The following is a 20,197-nucleotide window of genomic DNA, read 5'->3' as shown; positions in this document are numbered from 1 at the left end:
CGTTCGCCCGCCGCCGGTCCAGAGGAGAACGCCGACGCGGTGGCGCTACCCAGGTAACCGTCAACACCGATGCGCTCACCGTGGAGAAGACTATGCCGGCCGGGTCCGATCGAGTTGTCGAGGCGTTGCGCGTCGCGGTGCAGGAGAACCAGCAGCTGCGGCGACAGAACCAGAATCTCCTCTCGACGTCGAGCGAGCCCGTCGCGATCGTCGCGATGAGCTGCCGCTACCCGGGCGGGGTCGAATCCCCGGACGAGCTGTGGCGGCTGGTCGCCGACGGGGTCGACGCGGTGTCCGGCTTCCCGGACGGCCGCGGCTGGCCCGAGAGCGCGCACCAGGGCGGGTTCCTGCACCAGGCCGGTGACTTCGACCCGGCGTTCTTCGGCATCTCGCCGCGGGAAGCGCTGGCGATGGACCCGCAGCAGCGGATCGTGCTGGAGCTGGCCTGGGAAGCGTTCGAGCGGGCCGGGATCGACCCCGGCAGCCTCGAAGGCAGCACCGGCGGCGTGTTCGTCGGCGCGGCGTCCCAGGACTACGGCCGCGGCCTCGCCGCGCTGCCCGACGGCGTCGAGGGCTACCTGGTCACCGGCACCGAGTGCTCGGTCATCTCCGGCCGGATCGCCTACTTCTACGGCCTGGAGGGCCCGGCCGTCACGGTCGACACCGCCTGCTCGTCGTCGCTGGTCGCGCTGCACTGGGCCGCCCGTTCGCTGCGGGCCCGCGAGTGCTCGCTGGCGCTGGCCGGCGGCGTCACGGTGATGGCGACGCCCGGCCTGTACGGGGAGTTCGACCGGCAGGGCGGCCTCGCCTCCGACGGCCGCTGCAAGTCGTTCGCCGACGCGGCCGACGGCGCCGGGTTCTCCGAAGGCGCCGGCATGCTGCTGCTGGAGCGGCTGTCCGACGCGCGGCGCAACGGGCACCAGGTGCTCGCCGTGCTCCGCGGGTCCGCGGTGAACTCCGACGGCGCGTCCAACGGCATCACCGCCCCCAACGGCCCGTCGCAGCAGCGCGTGATCCGCCAGGCCCTCGACAACGCCGGGCTCGCGCCCGCCGACATCGACACCGTCGAGGCCCACGGCACCGGCACGGTGCTCGGCGACCCGATCGAGGCCCAGGCCCTGCTGGCCACCTACGGCGGCGACCGGCCGACCGACCGGCCGCTGTGGCTGGGCTCCTTCAAGTCGAACGTCGGGCACACGCAGTCCGCGGCCGGCGTCGGCGGCATCATCAAGATGATCATGGCGATGCGCCACGGCGTCCTGCCCAAGACCCTGCACGTCGACGCCCCGACGTCCCATGTGGACTGGACCGCCGGCGCCGTCTCGCTGCTCACCGAGCAGCGGCCGTGGCCGGAGACCGGGAAACCGCGCCGCGCGGCCGTGTCGTCGTTCGGCATCAGCGGCACGAACGCGCACATCATCCTCGAACAACCCGGCGACACCCCCGTCGAAGCCGCCGAGCCGCAGCGCGCGCCCGCCGGGTATTTGTGGCCGATCTCCGGGCGCACCGCGGACGCCGTCCGCGATCAAGCCGCGCGCCTGCGCACGCACCTCGACGACCACGCCGACGTCACCGCCCTCGACGTCGCCGGCTCGCTGGCGGACACCCGCGTCGCGTTCCCGCAGCGGGCCGTCGTCACCGGCACCACCCGCGACGAGCTCCTCGACGGCCTGCGCGCGCTCGCCGCCGGAAACGTCGCCCCCGGCGTCCACACCGGTTCCGCCCTGCACACCGGCGACGCGGCGTTCCTGTTCACCGGCCAGGGCTCGCAGCGGGCCGGGATGGGCCGCACCCTCGCGGCCGCGTTCCCGGTGTTCGCCGCGGCCCTCGACGAGATCCTCGCGCTGCTCGACCCGGCCGTCCGCGACGCGCTGACCGGCAACGGCGAATCCGCTTTGGACGGTACCGGCGTCGCCCAGCCCGCCCTCTTCGCCTTCGAAGTCGCGCTCTACCGCCTGCTTGAGTCCCTCGGCGTGCGGCCCGCCTTCGTCGCCGGCCACTCGGTCGGCGAGATCGCCGCGGCCCACGTCGCCGGGGTGCTGTCCCTGGCCGACGCGTGCACCCTCGTCTCCGCCCGCGGCCGGCTCATGCAGGCCCTGCCGGACGGCGGCGTGATGGTCGCCGTGCAGGCCGCCGAAGCCGACGTGCTGCCGCTGCTGACCGACGGCGTCGCGATCGCGGCCGTCAACGGCCCGCAGGCCGTGGTGCTCTCCGGCACCGAGGACGCCGTGCTGGCCGTCGCCGGGCAGTTCGAGAAGACCAAGCGGCTCAAGGTGTCCCACGCCTTCCACTCGCCGCTGATGGACCCGATCCTCGACCAGTTCCGCGGGGTGCTGCTCGGGCTGACGTTCGCCGCCCCGACGATCCCGGTCGTCGCGACCGGCGACGTGTCCACTGTGGACTACTGGGTCTCGCACGTGCGCGACGCCGTCCGGTTCGCCGACACGGTCGCGGACCTGGTGTCGCGCGGCGCACGCACCTTCGTCGAAGTGGGCCCGGACGCGACGCTGTCCGCGATGACGGCCGAGCTGCTCGACCCCACCCTCGACACCGAGTGCATCCCCGCGTCGCGCCGTGGCCGCGACGAGACCACCACGCTGCTCTCCGCCCTGGCGCGCTGGCACGTCCGCGGCGGCAAGTTCGACTGGACGGCGTGGCACGAGGGCACCGGCGCCCGGACGATCGAGCTGCCGACGTACGCCTTCCAGCGCCGCACCTACTGGCTCGAAGCCGGCACCGGCGGCGACCTCAGCCGGCTCGGCTTCGACGCGGCCGGGCACCCGCTGCTCGGCGCCGCCGTGGAACTGCCCGAATCGGGTGGGTTCCTGTTCGCCGGCCAGCTGTCGGTCAACCGGCAGCCGTGGCTGGGCCAGCACGTCGTGCTCGGCGCGAAGCTCCTGCCCGGCACGGCGTTCCTGGAGCTGGCCGGCCGCGCCGGTGCCCAGGTCGGCTGCGCCCGCGTCGAAGAGCTGACCCTCGCGGCCCCGCTGGTCCTGCCCGCGACGACCGGGGTGCGCCTGCAGGTCGTCGTCGGCCCGCCCGACGTCGACGGCAGCCGCTCGCTGAGCGTCTTCTCGCAGCAGGACGACGGCGACGCCCAGACCTGGGTGCGGCACGCGAGCGGCCGCCTCGGTGTCGGCGGCGCCGTGGTCGCCACGGTCGGCGCGCAGTGGCCGCCGGCCGGAGCCGAGCCGATCGTCCTCGACGGCTTCTACGACGGGCTCGTCGACCAGGGCCTGGACTACGGCCCGGCGTTCCGCGGCCTGCGTGCCGCCTGGCGCGTCGGCGAGGAGATCTACGCCGAGGTCGCGCTGCCGCCGGAGCACGAGGCCGAGGCGTCGTCGTTCGGCCTGCACCCGGCGCTGCTTGACGCGGTCCTGCACGCGTCGGCCCACTACGAAGACCGCGACGGCCTCCCGTTCTCCTGGCGCGGCGTCGGCGTGCACCCCTCGCACGCCTCGACACTGCGGGCCCGGCTCGCCCCGGCGGGCGACAACGCGGTGTCCGTCGAGGTCACCGACACCGCGGGCAACCCCGTGCTGGCAGCGGAGTCGCTCACCTTCCGCGCGGTCAGCGCCGGCGAAGTCCGCGCCACCCGCCACGATTCGCTGTTCCGCACGGTGTGGACGCCGGTCCCGGCCGTCTCGATGACGAAGCCCGCCGACGACGCGGATTGGGTACTCCTGGGCCACGGCGCGGACTTCGGCTTCTCCGCCCCGGCCGTGTTCGACGACCTGCGCACGATCCGGATCGCCGCCGACACCCCGCCCGCCGTCGTGCTGGCCCCGCTCCCGCCGACCGGTGAGGGCGACGCGGCCGCGGCCCACGCCGCCACCTCCTGGGCCCTCGAACTGCTGCAGAGCTGGCTCGCCGACGAAGACTTCGCCCGCTCGCGGCTGGTGTTCGTCACCAGCGGCGCCGAGGCGGTCCTCCCGGACGACGACGTCGATCCCGCCGCCGCCGCGGTCTGGGGCCTGGTGCGCGCGGCCCAGGCCGAGCACCCCGAGCGGTTCGTGCTGGTCGACGTCACCGACCCCGACGACCTGGCCGCGGTCCTGCCGCGGCTGCTCGGCTCCGGCGAGTCCCAGGCCGCGATCCGCGACGGCGGCATCGTGCTGCCGCGCCTGGCCCGACTGCCCGTCGGCGACGAGCCCGCCACGCCGCGCATCCCGGACGGCGCCACGGTCCTCGTCACCGGCGGCACCGGGGGACTGGGCGGCCTGATCGCCAAGCACCTGGTCACCGAACACGGTGTCCGGCACCTGCTGCTCGCCGGTCGTCGCGGCCCGGACGCGCCCGGCGCGGCCGACCTCGTCGCCGACCTGGCCGCGCTCGGCGCGCAGGCGTCCGTGGTGGCGTGCGACGCCGCCGACCGTGACGCGCTGACCGCGCTGCTCGGCTCGATCCCGGCCGAGCACCCGCTCAGCGCCGTCGTGCACACCGCCGGCGCCCTCGACGACGGCGTCATCGAAACCCTGACGCCCGAGCGCGTCGCCACCGTCTTCCGCGCCAAGGTCGACGCGGCCTGGGCGCTGCACGAGCTGACCCGCGACCACGACCTCGGCGCGTTCGTCCTGTTCTCCTCGGCCGCCGGTGTGCTCGGCAGCCCCGGCCAGGGCAACTACGCCGCCGCCAACGCCTTCCTCGACGCGCTCGCCCAGCGCCGCCGCGCGCTGGGACTGCCGGGCCTGTCCCTGGCCTGGGGCGCCTGGGCCGGTGACGCGGGCATGGCCGCGCACCTGTCCGACGCCGACCACCGGCGCCTCGCCGCCGCGGGCCTGCCGTCCCTCGACCCCGCCCAGGGCCTCGCGTTGTTCGACGCCGCGCTGGCCGAGAACGAACCCGCCGTGCTGCCGATGCGCGTGGACCTCGCGGCCCTGCGCGGCCGCCCGGGCATCCCGCCGCTGCTGCGCGGGCTCGTCCCCGGTGGCGGCCGGCCGGCGGCCGGCGCGGTCCCGGCGTCCGCGCTGGCCGAACGCCTCGGCGCGCTGGACCCGGCCGACCGGGCCCGCGTCCTCGAAGACCTCGTCCGCGCCGAAGCGGGCCTCGTGCTCGGCTACGCGGCGACCGACACCGTCGACGTCCGCAGCGCGTTCAAGGACCTCGGCTTCGACTCGCTGACGGCCGTCGAGCTGCGCAACCGCCTCGACGCCGCGACCGGTCTGCGCCTGCCCGCGACGCTCGTCTTCGACTACCCGACCCCTGAAGCCCTGGCCACCCACCTCGACCGGGAACTGACCGGCGCCGCCGCAGAGACGACGGACGCGCCGACGACGCTGCGGCCGGTGTCCGACGACCCGATCGTCATCGTCGGCATGGGCTGCCGGTACCCGGGCGGCGTCGGCTCGCCGGAAGACCTCTGGGGCCTGGTCGACGGCGGCGTCGACGCGGTGTCCGGCTTCCCGGTCAACCGCGGCTGGGACGTCGAAGGCCTCTACAACCCCGACCCCGACCACCCGGGGACGTCGTACACGCGCAGTGGCGGTTTCCTGCACGACGCGGGGCAGTTCGACCCGGCGTTCTTCGGGATGAGCCCGCGCGAGGCCATCGCCACGGACTCGCAGCAGCGGCTGCTGCTCGAGGTCTCCTGGGAAGCCGTCGAGCGTGCCGGGGTCGACCCGGTGTCGCTGCGCGGCTCCCGCACCGGCGTCTTCGTCGGCGTGATGTACTCCGACTACGGGATGCTCTTGCAGGGCAGCCCGGAAGCCGAGGCCTACCAGGGCAACGGCAGCGCGCCGAGCGTCGCCTCGGGCCGGATCGCCTACACGATGGGCCTCGAAGGCCCCACGGTCACCGTCGACACCGCGTGCTCGTCGTCGCTCGTCGCGCTGCACTGGGCGGCGCAGGCGCTGCGGCAGGGGGAGTGCTCCCTGGCCCTGGCGGGCGGCGTCACCGTGATGTCGACGCCCGGCTCGTTCATCGCCTCCAGCCGCCAGCGCGGCATCGCCGAAGACGGCCGCTGCAAGTCCTTCTCGGACACCGCCGACGGCGTCGGCTGGTCCGAAGGCGCCGGCATCCTCGTCCTGGAGCGGATGTCGGACGCCCGCCGCAACGGCCACGACATCCTCGCCGTCGTGCGCGGCTCGGCGGTCAACTCCGACGGCGCGTCCAACGGCCTGACCGCCCCCAACGGCCCCTCGCAGCAGCGGGTGATCCGCCAGGCGCTGGCCGCGTCCGGACTGTCCACTGCGGACGTCGACGTTGTCGAGGCGCACGGCACCGGCACCACCCTGGGCGACCCGATCGAGGCCCAGGCCCTGCTGGCCACCTACGGTCAGGACCGCGAGACCCCGCTGCGGCTGGGGTCGATCAAGTCCAACATCGGGCACGCGCAGGCCGCCGCGGGCGTCGCGGGGATCATCAAGATGGTCCAGGCGATGCGGCACGAGACAATGCCGCGCACCCTGCACGTCACCGAGCCCTCGACGCACGTCGAATGGGCCGCCGGGAACGTCGAGCTGCTCACCGACGCCCAGCCGTGGCCCTCGCCCGGCCGCCCCCGCCGCGCGGGCATCTCGTCGTTCGGCATCAGCGGCACCAACGCCCACACCATCATCGAAGAGCCGCCCGCCGCAGCGGCCGCCGCCGTCGTGGAAGCGACCGAACCGACCTGTGTGCCGCTGGTCGTCACCGGCCGCACCCCGGACGCGCTGCGCGACCAGGCCGCCCGCCTGCTCGACGTCGTCAGCGGGACACCGCTGGCCGACCTCGGGTTCTCGCTCGCCACCACGCGGTCGGCGTTCGACCACCGCGCCGTCGTCCGCGCGACCGACGCCGCGTCGGCCGCCGACGGCCTGGCCGCGCTGGCCGCCGGGCGCCCGTCTGCCCTGGTCAGCCTGGGTGAGGCCAAGTCGATCCCGAAGACGGCGTTCGTCTTCACCGGCCAGGGCGCCCAGCGGCCCGGGATGACCCGCGGGCTGTACGAGCGGTATCCGGTCTTCGCCGCCGCCCTCGACGAGCTGCTCGACCGCCTCGACTCCCGCGTGCGGGACGTCCTGTGGTCCGAAGACGCCGAGGCGTTGTCCCGCACCGAGTTCGCCCAGCCCGCGTTGTTCGCCGTCGAGGTCGCGCTGGCCAAGCTGCTCACCGCCTGGGGCGTCCGGCCCGACTTCGTCGCCGGCCACTCCGTCGGCGAGATCGCCGCCGCGCACGTCGCCGGAGTGCTCTCTCCGGACGACGCCTGCACGCTGGTCACGGCGCGCGCGTCGCTGATGCAGCAGCTCGAACCGGGCGGCGCGATGGTCGCCGTCCGCGCCACCGAGGACGAGATCGCGCCGTACCTGGGCGACGACGTCGCGCTCGCGGCCGTCAACGGGCCGCGCTCGGTGGTGCTCTCCGGCACCGAGGCGGCCGTGCTCGCCGCCGCGAGCCACTTCGAGGAGACCAAACGCCTGACGGTCTCGCACGCGTTCCACTCGGCGCTGATGGACCCGATGCTGCCCGCGTTCCGCGAGGTCGTGGCGGGACTGACCTTCAGCGCCCCGGCGGTGCCGCTGATCGCGGACGGCGACGTCACCGACCCGGAACGCTGGGTCGCCCACGTCCGCGAACCCGTCCGTTTCGCCGCCGTCACGACCCGGCTGCGTGAGGCCGGGACCGGCCTGTTCGTCGAGGTCGGGCCGGACGCCGTGCTGTCCGCGATGGTCACCGAGATCCTCCCCGACGTGCCCGCGGTCGCCGTGGCCCGGCGCAACCGCGACGACGTCGAGACGCTCGTCGGCGCCCTCGGGCAGCTGTCCGTCGAGGGCGTCCGCGTCGATTGGCCCGCCTTCTACGCCGGCACCGGCGCCCGCCGCGTCGCCCTGCCGACCTACGCCTTCCAGCACGAGTGGTTCTGGCCGCCGACCGCCCCGGCCCAGCCGGCCGGCGGCGGGGACGCCGAGTTCTGGGACGCCGTGGACCGCCACGACGTCACCGGCCTGGCCGCCCGCCTCGACGTCGACGACGCCTCGCTCGGCGCGATCCTGCCCGCGCTGTCGTCCTACCGCCGCTCCCGCGCCGACGAGTCCCTTGTGGACAGATGGCGCTACCGCGCGACCTGGACCCCGGTCAACGCCGGCCGCTCCGGCGCCCTCGGCTCGTGGCTCGTGGTCGTCCCGGCTGCGCTGGCCGACGACCCGTGGGTCACGACCGTCGCCGGCTACTTCGGCACGGAACCCTTGGCCCTCGACCCGGCGCTGGATCGCACCGAGGTCGCCGCGCTCCTGCCGAACGACGCCACCGGGGTGCTTTCCCTGCTGGCGCTGGACGAATCCGGCTTCCCCGGCGTCCCGGCCGGGCTGACCGCGACGACCACGCTGCTGCAGGCCCTCGGTGACGCCGGGATCGGCGCGCCGCTGTGGTGCGTGACCCGCGAAGCCGTCGCCGTCTCGCCCGGCGAGCCGGTCGCCCACGCCGCTCAGGCCGCCGTCTGGGGCCTGGGCCGCGCCGCGGCCCTCGAACTGCCCCAGCGCTGGGGCGGCCTGATCGACCTTCCCGGCGACCTCGACGCCGAGGTGTCTCGCCGCCTGGCCGCCGCGCTGGCCGGTGCCGACGGCGAGGACCAGCTGGCGATCCGCCCGGCCGGGGTGTTCGGCCGCCGCCTCGTCGCCGCTCCGGTCACCACCCGCCGGTCCCGCGCCGACGTCACCGGCGGCACCACCCTGATCACCGGCGGCACCGGCGCACTGGGCGCCGTGACGGCCCGGCTGCTGGCCCGCGCCGGCCGCACCCACCTGCTGCTGCTCAGCCGCCGCGGCTCCGACGCGCCCGGCGCGCCGGAACTCCGCGACGAGCTGGTCGAGCTGGGCGCCGAGGTGACGATCGCCGCGTGCGACGTCGCCGACCGCGACGCCCTCGCCGCCGTGCTGGCCGCGATCCCCGAAGACCGGCCGCTGACCGAGGTCGTGCACACCGCCGGTGTGCTCGACGACGCCGTCCTCGACTCGCTCACCCCGGAGCGGTTCGCCGCCGTGCACCGCGCCAAGGTCACGTCGGCGATTCACCTGCACGAGCTGACCCGTACCGCGGATCTCGCGAACTTCGTGCTGTTCTCCTCGGTCGCCGGCACCTTGGGATCGGCCGGCCAGGCGGTCTACGCGGCCGCGAACACGACCCTCGACGCGCTCGCCGAGCACCGCCGCGGCCTCGGCCTGACCGCGACCTCGGTCGCGTGGGGCCCGTGGGCGGGCGACGGCATGCTCGAAGCCGGTGTCGCCGAGCGGGCCCGTCGCGGCGGCCTCGCGCCGATGGACCCGGACCGCGCGGGCGCCGCGCTGGAGCGCGCGCTCGGGCACGACGACACCACGGTCGCTGTCGCCGACATCGACTGGACCCGGTACGCACCCGTGCTTTCCGGGCTGCGGCCGAGCCCGCTGCTCAGCGGCATCCCGGCCGCGAAGGACGTCCTGGCGGCGTTGCGCGGCTCGTCGCCGCGCGGTGACGAAGGCCTTCGCGCCCGCCTGGGCGCCGTGCCCGAGCACGACCGCTTCGACTTCCTGCTCGGCCTGCTGCTGGAACAGGTCGCCTTGGTCCTCGGGCACGCCGGGACCGGCGGCGTCGCGGCCGACCGCGCGTTCCGCGACCTCGGTTTCGACTCGCTCACCGCCGTCGAACTCCGCAACACGCTGACCCTGGCGACCGGGCTCGACCTGCCGCCGTCGCTGGTCTTCGACCACCCGACCCCGGAAGTCCTGACCGAGTACCTGCTCGGCGAGCTGGCCGGCACCCTCGAAACGCCGGTCCGCCTGGTGACCGGCGGCGCAGCGGCGGACGACGACCCGATCGTCATCGTCGGCATGGGCTGCCGCTTCCCCGGCGGCGTCGACGGGCCCGAGGACTACTGGCGCCTGCTCGCCGGCGGCGAGGACGGCATCACGGCGTTCCCGGCCGACCGCGGCTGGGACCTGGGCATGCTGGCCTCCGGCTACGAGTACGCGCTGACCGGCGGTTTCCTCGACGGCGTAGCCGGTTTCGACGCGGACTTCTTCGGCATCTCGCCGCGCGAAGCCGTCGCGATGGACCCGCAGCAGCGGCTGCTGCTGGAAGTCTCGTGGGAAGCGCTGGAGCGCGCCGGCATCGATCCGGCCACCCTGCGCGGCGGTGACACCGGTGTGTTCGTCGGCACCAACGGCCAGGACTACGTGAACCTGCTCGCCACGTCCGGCGAAGACGTCCAGGGCCACCTCGCCACCGGCAACACCGCGAGCGTGATGTCCGGGCGGCTGTCCTACACGCTCGGGCTGGAAGGGCCGTCGGTCACCGTCGACACCGCGTGCTCGTCGTCGCTGGTCGCGCTGCACTGGGCCGCGCAGGCCCTGCGCCGCGGCGAGTGCGGCGCCGCACTCGTCGGCGGCGTCACCGTGATGTCCACCCCGAACTCCTTCGCCGAGTTCGCCCGCCAGGGCGGCCTCGCCGCGGACGGCCGCTGCAAGCCCTTCGCCGACGCCGCCGACGGCACCGGCTGGTCCGAAGGCGCCGGCATGCTCGTGGTGGAGCGGCTTTCCACCGCCCGCGAGCTGGGGCACCCGGTGCTGGCGGTGCTGCGCGGCACAGCCGTCAACTCCGACGGCGCGTCCAACGGCCTCACCGCCCCCAACGGCCCGGCCCAGCAGCGCGTCATCCGCCAGGCCCTGGCCGACGCCGGACTGTCCACATCGGACGTCGACGCGGTCGAGGCCCACGGCACCGGCACGGTGCTGGGCGACCCGATCGAGGCGCAGGCGCTGCTGGCCACCTACGGCCGCGACCGCGACGGCGAGCCCCTGTGGCTCGGCGCGGTCAAGTCCAACCTCGGCCACACCCAGGCCGCCGCGGGTGTCGCCGGGGTCATCAAGATGATCCTCGCCCTGCGCCACGGCGAACTCCCGCGGACGCTGCACGTCGACGAGGTCTCGAGCCGCGTCGACTGGACCGCCGGGGCCGTGAAGGTGCTGACCGAGCACCAGACCTGGCCCGAGACCGGCCGCCCGCGCCGCGCCGGCGTCTCGTCGTTCGGCCTGAGCGGCACCAACGCCCACGCGATCCTCGAACAAGCCCCGCCCGCGCCGGAAGCTCCCGTCGCGGCGGAGCCCGCGACCGTGCCGCTGTTGCTGGCGGCGCGTACCCCGCAGGCCCTCGCCGCCCAGGCCGGGCAACTGCACGACCTCCTGTCCTCGGAGCCCACGCCTGTCGGGTTCGCCCGGGCGCTGGCCACCACGCGCACGGCGTTCGAGCACCGCGCGGCCATCGTCGGCGACGACCCGCTGGCCGAACTGGCCGCTCTCGCCGCGGGGGAGACCCCGGCCACGGCACCCGCTCGCTCGCGGGCCAAGAGCGCGTTCGTCTTTGCCGGTCAGGGCGCCCAGCGTCCCGGCATGGGCCACGAGCTGTACCGGCGCTTCCCGGTGTTCGCCGACGCGCTCGACGCCGTCTGCGCCCACCTCGACCCGCACCTGGACCGCCCGCTGCGCGACGTCCTGTTCGCCGAGCTGGGCACGCCCGAGGCCACCCTGCTCGACCGGACCGACTGGACCCAGCCCGCCACCTTCGCCCTGAGCGTCGCGTTGTTCCGGCTGCTGGAGTCCTTCGGTGTCAAGCCGTCCTGGCTCGTCGGGCACTCCGTCGGTGAGATCGCCGCGGCCCACGTCGCCGACGTCCTGTCCCTCGCTGACGCCTGCGCGCTCGTCGCCGCCCGTGGCCGCCTCATGGCCGCGCTCCCGGCCGGCGGGGCGATGGCCTCGGTGCGCGCGCCGGAGGCCGACGTCCGCGGGCTCCTGGCCGACGGCACGTCGATCGCCGCCGTCAACGGCCCCGACGCCGTCGTCATCGCCGGTACCGCCGACGCCGTCGAGCAGAGCAGCACGGCCCTGACCACCGCGGGGTTCCGCGTCCGGCAGCTCACGGTCAGCCACGCGTTCCACTCGCCGCTGATGGACCCGATGCTCGAGGACTTCGCCGCCGTCCTGGCGGGCCTGGAGTTCGGCGAGCCGCGGCTGCCGATCGTGTCCACCGTGACCGGCCGCCTCGCCGACGCGGCCGAACTGCGCTCGCCGGAGTACTGGGTCGACCACGTGCGCCGGCCCGTCCGGTTCGCCGACGCCGTCGCCGCGCTCGGCGAGTACGGCGCCGGTGCCGTCGTCGAACTCGGGCCCGACGGCTCGCTGTCCGCCGCCACCGCCGCGTCCCTGGACGCCGACGTCGCGTGCGTCCCGCTGCTGCGCCGCGACCAGCCCGAAGAGACCGCGTTCGTCCGGGCGCTGGGCCGCCTGCACGTCGCCGGCGTGGCCGTGAACTGGACGTCCTTCTTCGGCCCGGCCGCCGGTCCCGGCCCGGACCTGCCCACGTATCCGTTCCAGCGCGAGCGTTACTGGCCGCGCACCACCGGCGCGGTCCCGGGCGACCTCGGCTCGGTCGGCCTGACCGCCGCGCGGCACCCGCTGCTCGGCGCCGGTGTCGAACTGCCCGGCTCGGGGGGCTTCCTGTTCACCGCTCAGCTTTCGCTGCGGACGCACCCGTGGCTGGCCGACCACTTCGTGCTCGGCGCGGCCCTGCTGCCCGGCACCGCCTACCTCGACCTCGCGATCCGCGCCGCCGACCAGGTCGGCTGCGCCCGCGTCGACGAACTCACCCTCGAAGTCCCGCTGGTCCTGCCGTCCGAGGGCGCCGTGCGCCTGCAGGTCGTCGTCGGCCCGGCCGGGTCCGCGGGCGACCGCGACCTCGCCGTCTACTCCAGCCCCGCCGGCGGCGGCGAACAGCCGTGGACGCGCCACGCGAGCGGCCGCCTCGGGACCGGCACGACCCAGCCCGCCGACGGCGACCGCACCTGGCCGCCGACCGACGCGGAACCCGTTTCCCTGGACGGCTTCTACGAGCGCCTCGCCTCCGGCGGGTTCGCCTACGGCCCGCTGTTCCGCGGCCTCAAGGCCGTCTGGCGCGGTCAGGACGCGGTCTTCGCCGACGTCGTCCTGCCCGAGGAAGCCGAGCGCGACGCGGCGGCGTTCGGGGTCCACCCGGCGCTGCTCGACGCCGTCCTGCACGCCTCCGAACACGCCGGACTGACCGATGTGGACGGTGGCCGCCTGCCCTTCGCCTGGAGCGGCGTCACTCTTCATGCGAGCGGCGCTGCGGTCGTTCGTGCCAAGATCACCCGGCGCGGCGAGGACTCCGTCGCCATCGAACTGCGTGACGCGGCCGGCGACCCGGTCGCCACCGTCGACTCCCTGGTGTTGCGGCCCGCGGCCGTGGCGAAGGTCGGCCACGACACCGACTCGCTCTACCACCTCGACTGGATCCCGGTGCCCCGCCCGGACGTCGAGGCGGGCCCGGACTGGGCCGTCTTCGGCGCCGACCTGCCGGACTTCGCCGCGGTCGTCGCGGCGGCACCCGAGGTCGTCGTCTGCCCGGTCCCGGCCCGCGCCGGCGACCCCGACGGCGTCCGCGCCGCGGCAGTCGACGCGCTCGCCCTGCTGCAGGCCTGGTCGGCGGCTCCCGAACTGACCGGCTCGCGGCTGGTTTTCGTCACCACTGAGGCCGACACCGACCTCGCGGCCGCCGCCGTCTGGGGCTTGGTGCGCTCGGCGCAGCGGGAGAATCCGGGCCGGTTCGTCCTGGCTGACGTAGACAACACCGACAACACGGACTCCCTTGCCGCTGTCCTCGCCACCGGCGAACCCCAGGTGCGCGTGCGTGCCGGGGAGATCACCGCCGCCCGTGTCGCTCGGGCTCCGCGCCGTGACGACGTCACGCCGATCGCGTGGGACGGCGACGGCACCGTCCTGATCACCGGCGGCACCGGGGGACTGGGTGCGACCCTGGCCCGGCACCTCGTGACCACCCACGGCACCCGGCGGCTGCTGCTCGTCAGCCGTCGCGGCCCGGACGCCCCGGGCGCGGCGGACCTGATCGCCGAGCTGGCCGAGTCGGGCGCCGAGGTCACGGCCGCCGCGGCCGACGTCGCCGACCGCGCCGACCTGGCGCGGGTCCTGGCCGACATTCCCGAGACACACCCGCTGACCGCGGTCGTGCACGCCGCCGGTGTCCTCGACGACGGCATCCTCGGCTCCCTCACCCCCGAGCGGCTCGACACGGTGTTCGCGCCGAAGTTCGACGCCGCCTGGCACCTCGACGACCTGACCGGCGACCTCGCCGCGTTCGTCGTGTTCTCCTCGGTCGCGGGCACCTTCGGCGCGGCCGGGCAGGCGAACTACACCGCGGCCAACGCCGCCGTCGACGCGCTCGTGCGGCGCCGTCGTGCGGCCGGCCTCCCGGCGCTGTCGCTGGGCTGGGGCGCGTGGTCCCGCGCCGGTGGCATGACCGCCACGCTCACCGACACCGACCTGCGGCGGATGGCCGCGTCCGGCATGCCCGCCCTCGAACCCGAGCAGGGCCTGGCCCTGTTCGACGCGGCCTGCGCCACCGGTCTCGACACCGTGCTGCCGGTCCGGCTCGACTTCGCCGCGCTCAGCGTCCAGCCCGAGGTCACGCACCTGCTGCGCGGCCTGGTCCGGACGCCGGTCCGCCAGACCGCGGCCAACTTGCCCCGGCTGGACGACCCGCTCGCCGGGATGAACCCGGCCGAACGTTCCCGGGCGGTGCTCGACCTGGTCCGCGGGCAGGTCGCCGCGGTGCTCGGGCACAGCACGTCGGCCGGCGTGTCCGCCGACCGACCGTTCCGCGAACTCGGCTTCGACTCGCTGACCGCCGTCGAACTCCGCAACCGCCTCGACGCCGCGACGGGCCTGCGCCTGCCCGCGACACTCACCTTCGACTATCCGAGCCCCGCCGCGCTGGCCGCGTTCCTGATCGGCGAGATCGCCGGCGAGGCCGACGTGCCCGACCAGGTGGTCGTCCAGGCGAAGGCCGTCGACAACGACCCGATCGTCATCGTCGGCATGGGCTGCCGCTACCCGGGCGGGGTCACCTCGCCCGAGGACCTGTGGGGCCTGGTCGACGGCGGCGTCGACGCCGTCTCGGACTTCCCGGCCAACCGCGGCTGGGACGTCGAAGGCATCTACGACCCGGACCCCGACCACCCCGGCACGTCCTACACCCGCAGCGGCGGTTTCCTGCACGAGGCGGGGGAGTTCGACCCGGCCTTCTTCGGCATGAGCCCGCGTGAAGCCCTGGCCACGGACTCGCAGCAGCGGCTGCTGCTCGAAGTGTCGTGGGAGGCCGTCGAGCGGACCGGCGTCGATCCGGCGTCGCTGCGCGGGTCCCGGACCGGCGTGTTCGTCGGCGTCATGTACTCCGACTACGGCATGTTGCTGCAGGGCAGCCCGGACACCGAGGGCTACCAGGGCAACGGCAGCGCGCCCAGTGTCGCGTCCGGCCGCGTCGCCTACGCGCTCGGCCTGGAAGGCCCGACGCTGACCGTGGACACGGCGTGCTCGTCGTCGCTGGTCGCACTGCACCTCGCGGCTCGCGCCTTGCAGAACGGGGAATGCTCCCTCGCGCTCGCCGGCGGTGTCACCGTGATGTCCACGCCGAGCACGTTCATCGGCTTCAGCCGCCAGCGCGGCCTGTCCGCCGACGGCCGTTGCAAGTCCTTCTCGGACACCGCCGACGGCGTCGGCTGGTCCGAAGGCGCCGGAATCCTGGTGCTGGAGCGGATGTCCGACGCCCGCCGCAACGGCCACGACATCCTGGCCGTGGTGAAGGGCTCGGCCGTCAACTCCGACGGCGCGTCCAACGGCTTGACGGCGCCGAACGGCCCGTCGCAGCAACGCGTGATCCGCCAGGCTCTCGCCGCGTCCGGACTGTCCACTTCGGACATCGACGTCGTCGAGGCGCACGGCACCGGCACCACCCTCGGCGACCCGATCGAGGCCCAAGCGCTGATGGCCACCTACGGCCGGGAACGCGGCGACGCCGACCCGCTGCTGCTCGGGTCGATCAAGTCGAACCTCGGCCACACGCAGGCCGCCTCCGGCGTCGCCGGGATCATCAAGATGGTCCAGGCCATGCGGCACGGCACGCTGCCGCGCAGCCTGCACGTCACCGAGCCGTCCTCGCACGTCGACTGGTCGGACGGCACGATCGCGCTGCTCACCGAGTCCCGCGCCTGGCCCGACCGCGGCCGCCCGCGCCGCGCCGCCGTCTCGTCGTTCGGCATCAGCGGCACCAACGCCCACACCGTCATCGAGCAGCCGCCCGCCGTCGCACCCGCGCCGGTGGACGTCCGGCCCGAACCCGCCGTCGTGTCGTGGCTCTTGTCCGGCCGCACCCCGGACGCCCTGCGCGACCAGGCGGAACGGCTGCTCACGCACACTCAGGCCCACCCCGCGTCCGCCGCCGACCTGGGCCTCGCGCTGGCCACGACCCGGACGCACTTCGCCGAGCGGGCCGTCGTCGTCGGCAGCACCCGTGAAGAACTCCAAGCGCGGCTTGAGGTTCTGGCCCGTGGTGGCTCCTCGGCCGGTCTTGTCACCGGGACGTCCGGGGAAGCCGTGCCGGCGTTCCTGTTCGCCGGCCAGGGCAGCCAGCGGGCCGGGATGGGCCGCGAGCTGGCCGACGCCTTCCCGGCGTTCGCCGACGCGCTCGACGAGGTCGTCACGCGGCTCGACCGCGAACTCGATCGCCCGCTGCGGGAGCTGCTCTTCGCCGAGGAAGACACCGAAGCCGCCGCCGCGCTCGACGAGACGCGCTACGCGCAGCCGGCGCTGTTCGCGCTGGAAGTCGCGCTCTACCGGCTGGTCCGCTCCTGGGGTGTCGAGCCGCAGTACCTGACCGGGCACTCGGTCGGCGAGATCGCCGCCGCGCACGTGGCCGGTGTCTTCAGCCTCGACGACGCCTGCACGCTGGTCGCGGCGCGCGGCCGGCTCATGCAGCAGCTGCCCGAAGGCGGCGCGATGATCGCCGTCCAGGCCACCGAGGACGAGGTCCGGCCACTGCTCGACGGCCGCGAGGACGAGGTCGCCCTCGCCGCGGTCAACGGGCCGTCGTCGGTCGTCCTCTCCGGCGAGGCCGGGCGCGTCGAGGAGATCGCCGCGCGGTTCGCCGCGGACGGCCGCAAGATCCGCCGCCTGCGCGTCAGCCACGCCTTCCACTCGCCGCGCATGGACGGGATGCTCGACGACTTCCGCAAGGTCGTCGCCGGGCTGACGGCCGCCGCGCCGACGGTGCCGATCGTCTCGACGGTCACCGGCGACCTGGTCACAGCCGAAGTCCTCGCGTCCGCCGACCACTGGGTCGAGCAGGTCCGCCGCCCGGTCCGGTTCGGGCCCGCCGTGCGCCGCCTGGCCGAGCTGGGCGTGACCGTCTTCGCCGAGATCGGCCCGGACGGCACCGTGGCGGCCATGGCCGCCGAGTCGCTCGACGCCGGTCAGACCACCGTCGCCCTCCTGCGCCGCGACCGGCCCGAAGCCACCGCGGCGACCGAGGCGCTCGGGCGGCTGCACGTCGCCGGCGTCACCGCGGACTGGCCCGCGGTGTTCGGCCCCGCGCGCACCGTCCCGCTGCCCACCTACGCGTTCCAGCACCAGCACATCTGGCCGCAGGGCCTGCTCGCCCAGGCGGGCGACGTCTCCGCCGCCGGGCTGTGGGCGGCCGGGCACCCGCTGGTCGGGGCGGCCGTCGAGCTGCCGGACACCGGTGGGCTGCTGTTCACCGGCCGGCTTTCGGTCGCGGCGCAGCCGTGGCTGGCCGGGCACACCGTCGGCGGCGCCGTCGTGGTCCCCGGCACCGCGCTGCTCGAACTCGCCGTCCGCGCCGGCGACCAGGCGGGCTGCCCGCAGGTCGACGAGCTCACCCTGGAAGCCCCGCTGGTCGTGCCGGACGCGGGCCGCGTGGTCCTGCAGGTCGCGGTGGCCGGAGCGGACGACGAAGGCCGTCGCTCACTGCGGATCTACTCGCGGGCCGACGGCGACCCGGACGCGGCCTGGATCCGGAACGCGAGCGGCACGCTCGTGCCCGCCGCCGACGTCGAACCCGCCGACCCGATCACCTGGCCGCCGGACGGCGCCGAAGCCGTCGACCTCGAAGGCTTCTACGACACGATGGCCGAGCGCGGTCTCGGGTACGGCCCGATGTTCCAGGGCCTGACCCGCGCCTGGCGCCACGGCGACGACGTCTACGCCGAAGTCGCCCTCGCCGAGGACGACCGCGACGAAGCCGCGTCGTTCGTCGTCCACCCCGCGCTGCTGGACTCCGCGCTGCACGCCGCGTCGCTCACCCGCTTGTCCGCGGACGGTGCCGGACGGCTCCCGTTCAGCTGGTCCGGCGCGTCCTTCCTGGCGGCCGGCGCGACCGGCCTGCGGGTCCGGATCACGCCGCAGGAGGGCGACGCCATCGCCCTCACCGCGTCCACTGTGGACGGCACGCCCGTCGTGGCGGTGAAGTCGCTGGCGCTGCGGGCCGTCCCGACCGGGATCGCCGCCCCGGCGCGCACCACGACCGGCTACCGGCTCACCTGGCCGCAGCTGCCGGAAGCGACGCTGGTCGCCGCCGGCACGTCGGCGATCGCCGGACCGGGCCTGACGGCCGAAGGAGCCGTCGAGTACCCGAGCCTGGCGGCGCTGCTGGAGTCCGCCGAGCCCGTGCCGCCGGTCGTGCTGCTGCCGGTCACCTCGGCCCCGCCGGGCATGCCGGTGCCCACCGCCGTCCGGACCGTCACGACCGACGTCCTGCTCCAGACCCAGCAGTGGCTCGCCGACGACCGGGCCGCCGGTGCGGTTCTGGTGGTCGTCACCCGCCGCGCCGTTGCGGTCGGCGCCGAAGACGTCGACCTCGCGCAGGCCGCCGTCTGGGGCCTGCTCCGCGCGGCCCAGCTGGAGAACCCGGGCCGCCTGGTCCTGCTCGACCTCGACGACGGCGACCTCCCGTCGGCCGCGGTCGCCGGTGCCCTCGCGGCCGGAGAACCCCAGGTCGCGCTGCGCGACGGTCACCTCCACACGGCCCGCCTGGCCGCCGCCGAACCGGCCGCCGAACCCGCACTGTGGGACCCCGACGGCACCGTCCTCATCACCGGCGGCACCGGCGGGCTCGGCGCGACCTTCGCCCGGCACCTCGTCACCGAACGCGGCGTGCGGCGCCTGCTGCTGCTCGGCCGCCGCGGCGACGCCGCCCCCGGCGTCCCGGACCTGGTCGACGAACTCGCCAAGCTGGGCGCGGACGTCCGCGTCGCGGCCTGCGACGCCGCCGACCGCGCGGCCCTGGCCGCCGTGCTCGGCACGGTGCCGGACCTGACCGCCGTCGTGCACGCCGCCGGCGTCCTCGACGACGGCGTGCTCGGCGCCCTGACGCCCGAGCGGCTCGGCACGGTGTTCGCGCCGAAGGTCGACGCCGCCTGGCACCTGCACGAGCTCACCGCCGACCGCGACCTGAAGGCGTTCGTCCTGTTCTCCTCGATCGCGGGCACGCTCGGCGCGGCCGGGCAGGCGAACTACGCCGCGGCCAACGCCTTCCTCGACGCGCTCGCCCACCAGCGGGCCGCCGCGGGCCAGGCGGCCGTCTCGATCGCCTGGGGCGCCTGGCACGCCGGCAGCGGCATGACCGGCGCGCTCACCGACGCCGAACTGGCGCGGATGCAGCGGTCCGGCATGCCCCCGCTGGCCACCGAAGAAGGCGTCGCGCTGTTCGACGCCGCCCTCGCCACTGCGTCGCCCGCAGTGGCGGCGCTGCGGCTCGACCTCGCCGTGCTGCGCGGGCAGGACCCGCTCCTGCCGGCCCTGCGCGGTCTCGTCACCACCGCACCGCGGCGCGCGGCGGCCGCGGCCCTCGAACCCGGGGGAGCGGACCTCGCCACCCGGCTGGCCGAACTGCCCCAGGACGACCGGCTGCCGTTCGCGATCGGGCTGGTCGGCAAGCAGGTCGGGGCCGTGCTCGGCCACGATGACGCCGTCGGGCCCGACCGCAGCTTCACCGAACTCGGCTTCGACTCGCTGACGTCGGTGGAGCTGCGCAACCGCCTCGAAGCCCGCACCGGGCTGCGGCTGCCGGCGACGCTCGTCTTCGACCACCCGACCATCACGCGGGTGGCGGACCTGCTCGTCACGTCCGCGCTGGGCGACGGCGCGGCCGCCCGCCCGGCACTGGCGGAACTCCAGAAGCTCGAAAACCTGCTGTCCGCGGTCGACGCCGACGACGACGCCCGCGCCGCGATCACCGTGCGGCTGCAGGCCCTGCTCGTCAAGTGGACCGGTTCGGGCGACGCCCGCGACGCCGGCGACTCGTCGGTCCCGGAGCTCAGCACCGCCGACGACCTGTTCGCGTTCATCGACAACGACCTGGGTGTGAGGTGACC

The 20,197-nt window shown here is 75.3% G+C and carries 1 protein-coding gene; it reads left to right on the top strand.

Going from position 1 to position 20,197, the window contains the following annotated elements:
* Positions 1-92: 92 nt before the first annotated feature.
* Positions 93-20,195 carry a type I polyketide synthase gene (locus OG570_RS36075; RefSeq protein ID WP_326953360.1) on the top strand — a complete coding sequence of 6,701 codons (20,103 nt, stop codon included), beginning with the start codon at positions 93-95 and terminating at the stop codon, positions 20,193-20,195.
* Positions 20,196-20,197 lie beyond the last annotated feature (2 nt).

The sequence above is a fragment of the Amycolatopsis sp. NBC_01286 genome, from assembly GCF_035982555.1.
Lineage (GTDB): Bacteria > Actinomycetota > Actinomycetes > Mycobacteriales > Pseudonocardiaceae > Amycolatopsis.
Note: the sequence above shows the minus strand (reverse complement) of the source record. Positions and strands in the feature narration are given on the sequence as shown.

Coding starts and splice junctions, on each gene's coding strand:
- OG570_RS36075 (WP_326953360.1), top strand. CDS start 93: ATGCCGGCCGGGTCCGATCGAGTTGTCGAGGCGTTGCGCGTCGCGGTG.